This is a genomic window from Paenibacillus sp. P4_A9 (genome assembly GCF_056402415.1).
On sequence record NZ_JBFUHL010000149.1, the window covers coordinates 1 to 4,166 of the forward strand.

Below are 4,166 nucleotides of genomic sequence, written 5' to 3' on the forward strand. Positions count from 1 at the left end.
CAATGAATACCGAGTAAATGACGGAGCCTGGTCAGCATACAGTCAATCGGTTGTCATATCGGCTAACAGCACAGTGGAAGCCCGGGGCACGGATGYGGCAGGGAACGTTTCGACSGTTGGTTCGTATACCGTGAACAATATYGAYAAAATCGCACCTGCRGCTCCGACCTTAAAAGCTAATCAGACGGCTGTAACAAATCAAAATGTAACCATTACAATCACATATCMGGCGGATTCCGCGGTCAATGAATACCGAGTAAATGACGGAGCCTGGTCAGCATACAGTCAATCGGTTGTCATATCGGCTAACAGCACAGTGGAAGCCCGAGGCACGGATGCGGCAGGGAACGTTTCGACGGTTGGTTCGTATACCGTGAACAATATTGACAAGCGGACAATTGGGGAAAAAATCGTGGACACTGCGTTGTCGTTCCAAGGAAAAGTCACTTACCAGTTCGGCGTACGGGATATTCCCAATCTAATACTTGACTGTTCTTCGTTTACTCAATATGTCTTTAAGCTCAATGGCATATCGATCCCGTGGAGTTCCAAATTGCAGGGGAATTTAGGAACGTATGTACCGAAAGCCGGTTTGCAACCGGGCGATTTGGTGTTTTTTAGTGTAGATGTACCTAATGAGATTAATCATGTGGGCATCTATATCGGCAAYGGRCAGTTTATAAACAATCTGCCAAACAAAGGGGTCGTGATTTCCAACTTAAACAGCACACATTGGACAAGTCACTATATCACCGCCCGCCGCGTTGTTAACTAATTTCACAAATAAAAATAATCCCACGGAAAAACCGTGGGGGTTATTTTTATTTGTCCAGCGCTTGAAGTGAAAAAGCCATGATTTTTCAATACCCAGACGACTTTTAGGAACGTATGTACCGAAAGCCGGTTTGCAACCGGGCGATTTGGTGTTTTTTAGTGTAGATGTTACATGAGATTAATCATGTGGGCTGGGGGTTATTGTCCGGCGACACAAACATGAGTGCTTTTAGATCCCCGTCAATCGGGGATTTTTTATATCAAAGCACCTATGTTTGTGTCGTGACCTCGCGACACAAACATATGCGCATAATCGTGGTGATACTAAAGGTTGGATTTGTAATGGATTATTCATTTGGCCATTAAGCTAAAGGGAGTTTAGCGGGATTAACGATAAGAGGAATCTTTTTAAGGGAGGAAGATCAATAAAGTTCTTGTCATCCGACAACAACTGTCGGGTGACAAGAACTTTATCTCATTAATTGCCGCGTAGATCGAGGTTTTTTTATTTTATGGGATCAAGTTCTTGTCACGAGCCAATGACAAGAACTTGATCCCATTCCCGATTTTGACAAGAACTTGATCTCATTCCCGACGGGTGTATTGCGACAGCATCATAAGTCTTAATTTTGTTGCGTCCAGACTAGCAGGAGAAGATGACCGAATCGGCCGCTCAACTAACGGACACAGATACTTCCAAACAGTGTTGAATTAAGATTGGAACATTAGAAATGACTTCTCGGGGGTGAAGGTTTAAGTGAATGAATTTATAATTACAAAAGTGCAACATCTAATACCACCMATAAGCTTAATCTGTTGGTTGATGAGAGTACGAGTGTAGGATTTCGTCACCTCAAACGATTGGTAACCGATTATGAAGCTGGAACAAATAAATTCGATTTGGATGGGGGAAGCACTCTTTTTAGCTATTAAAAACAGCGATATTGTAGGAGTTTGCGGACTGAATCAAGCCCCACATTTAGAAAACATAGAAATTGGTCGTGTTCGTCGACTCTATGTCTCACCAAGTGTACGCCGATTTGGGATATGGCGGATGCTAATGGATTCAGTTATTGCAGAAGCTAGAAATTACTATCAAATACTTGTATTAAAGACTGATAGTCCTGTTGCTGATTTGTTTTATCGCTCAATTGGGTTTTCGGTAAAATATGATTCTGAAAATGACACTCATTTACTTCAGTTGGCGTGAAGCTAATAGTGAACATATAGTTGGGAGCTTGCTTAAGCCGGCAAGTACTTCTATCGCAGTTTAGTGCCGCTTTATTAATGAACATTAACTGGCTAAGAACTAAAGAGGGGGAAAGAAACTTGGATAGCAATTTAACTCCGAAACAACAAAAACGGCAGCAAGAGCGTGAAATTATTGATGAATATCATAAATTGGTAACTGAAGAAGCTTTGGAACCCTTGTATCATTCTTTTAAGGAATGGAAATTAGGTTCTTTGCCGTATTTCGAACTTACAGAGCTAATTCATCTATTCCATAAAAGGAATCAGGAGATATATAAGGACTTCACCTACATTGATCATAAAGAGATCGTTTTACTTGCCAAGTTGAAATTGGGACGTTTATCAGAAGATGATATTAAAGAAAATAAACGGCTTTTAGAATTTTGGGGACATGAGGAAAGAATCTCCGACTAAATTAATGACTCTAGCTATTTTATCAGGTTCAAAGAAAGAGGTTATGTTATGTATAGATTTATGAGACTAAAAAACCATAAAGCCATTAAGGAAGCGACTCTTTCAAATTTAGCACAATTAAATGTTATTTGTGGCAAAAATAATAGTGGTAAAACTTCGATTTTGGAAGCCTTTATGAATGAAAGTTGTTTCTCTATTGGTCGTACAATAGCTGATGATTCAGAATGGGCAAAAAAAATATTTAAAGAAGTTGCTGAGGGTTACACTTCACCGGCACCATATTATACAATCCCTGGTTTTAATAACTTTATAGATGAAAATGCAAGTAATAACTATGTCCTTTATGAAGACAAAATACCTGAATTTCACAGTCAATTAAATGATTCMAATAGTGACGCAGCAAGAATTTCTAATAATAAAGTCTTCGAAAAACTCTTTGACAAATCGAAAAAAAACTTTAAACCACTATTGGTGCCGGCTAAAAGATTAGTGCAGAGTTTAACCACTGTCCAAACAGATGAACAAGTGCAACCGGATGGCACTGGATTAACCAATAGATTGTTTCATCTTAAAAATCAAGACATATCATCACCAGAGTACATCATATACAAAAAGATTCTAAGTAGTTTTGAAGAAATAACCAATCATACGTATAGAATAGTCACCACAGGAACAAATCAAATTGAAATTTCATTTAAAAACCCAAAGTCCGACTGGGCAAGAGCTGATTCTTGTGGGATGGGACTTTCGGATGTTTTGGTGATCATTTGCCATGCCATAGACAGTGAGTTTAACTTTATATTAATTGAAGAACCCGAAAGTCATTTACACCCAGAGTTGCAGAAGAATCTTTTGACATTTATTAAGAAAATCAGAAATAAGCAGTTTTTAATGTCGACTCATTCGAGCTTATTTTTAAACCCCTTTATTGCTGACAGAATCTTTTTTTCTCATATTACAGATCAAGTTATTATTTCAGACGAAACTCACAAATCTGAAATATTGCAAAACTTAGGATATTCAGTGACTGATAATATCGTGTCAGATGTTATAGTTCTGACAGAAGGACCCACCGACATACCAGTGTTAATGAGAATTCTGCAACTAAATAATGTTCTTGAAAAATTTAACATAAAGTTTTGGCCACTAGGTGGAGATATAATGGCACAACTTAACTTAGACGTTTTCGCCGAACGAAATAATGTTTTAGCCATTATAGACTCAGACCCCAAAAGCAGTCCTATTCGAACTCGATTTATGAGAAATTGCAAGGATAAAGGAATAAAATGTATTCGCCTTAAAAGGTATGCAATTGAGAATTATTTTTCAATTGATGCAATTAAACTGGCATTAAAGGAAGATTTCCCGAAACATTTAAAAGAAATCTCTCCAGAAGTAAAATTGGATGAACAATTAGGATTTATTAAAAATGGAAAAACAACTAAGATATCAATCAAAGCCAAAAGCGCGGAGATTGTCAAATATATGACTCTTGAGGATTTTAAAGATACTGATCTACAGATATTTGTTAACGAAGTTATTAAAATATGTAACATTGCCCGTTCATCTACAAAAATAATCAGCTAAGACTAATGTTAGTGTACGAGCTTCCAACGGAAGTAAGTAACGGTGATAACAACTTGATCTCATTAAAAGTCGCATAAACAGCGGCTTTAATTATTTGGGTTATTCTTGTGATATAAAACTGTATCCCTTTCTTGCCATAT

The 4,166-nt window shown here is 37.7% G+C and carries 4 protein-coding genes; all 4 read left to right on the plus strand.

Features of this window, described 5'->3' with window-relative positions:
- The coding region (locus AC1DVJ_RS30155) for a C40 family peptidase (RefSeq protein WP_477596471.1) at positions 1-775 on the plus strand (775 nt) is incomplete at its 5' end.
- A gap of 873 nt (positions 776-1,648) precedes the next feature.
- On the plus strand, positions 1,649-1,984 hold the full coding sequence (locus tag AC1DVJ_RS30160; RefSeq protein ID WP_477596473.1) for a GNAT family N-acetyltransferase: 336 nt from the start codon (positions 1,649-1,651) through the stop codon (positions 1,982-1,984).
- 119 nt (positions 1,985-2,103) lie between these two features.
- The gene (locus AC1DVJ_RS30165; RefSeq protein WP_477596475.1) at positions 2,104-2,439 is read left to right on the plus strand and encodes a hypothetical protein; all 336 of its coding nucleotides are present in this window, start codon (positions 2,104-2,106) and stop codon (positions 2,437-2,439) included.
- A gap of 48 nt (positions 2,440-2,487) precedes the next feature.
- Positions 2,488-4,026 (plus strand): ATP-dependent nuclease, encoded by a 1,539-nt coding sequence (locus AC1DVJ_RS30170; RefSeq protein ID WP_477596477.1) that lies wholly within the window; start codon positions 2,488-2,490, stop codon positions 4,024-4,026.
- The last annotated feature ends 140 nt before the right edge of the window (positions 4,027-4,166 follow it).

Bases quoted from the DNA above. Each gene is read 5' to 3' on its own strand.
- AC1DVJ_RS30160 (WP_477596473.1), top strand. From the start codon at position 1,649: ATGAAGCTGGAACAAATAAATTCGATTTGGATGGGGGAAGCACTCTTT.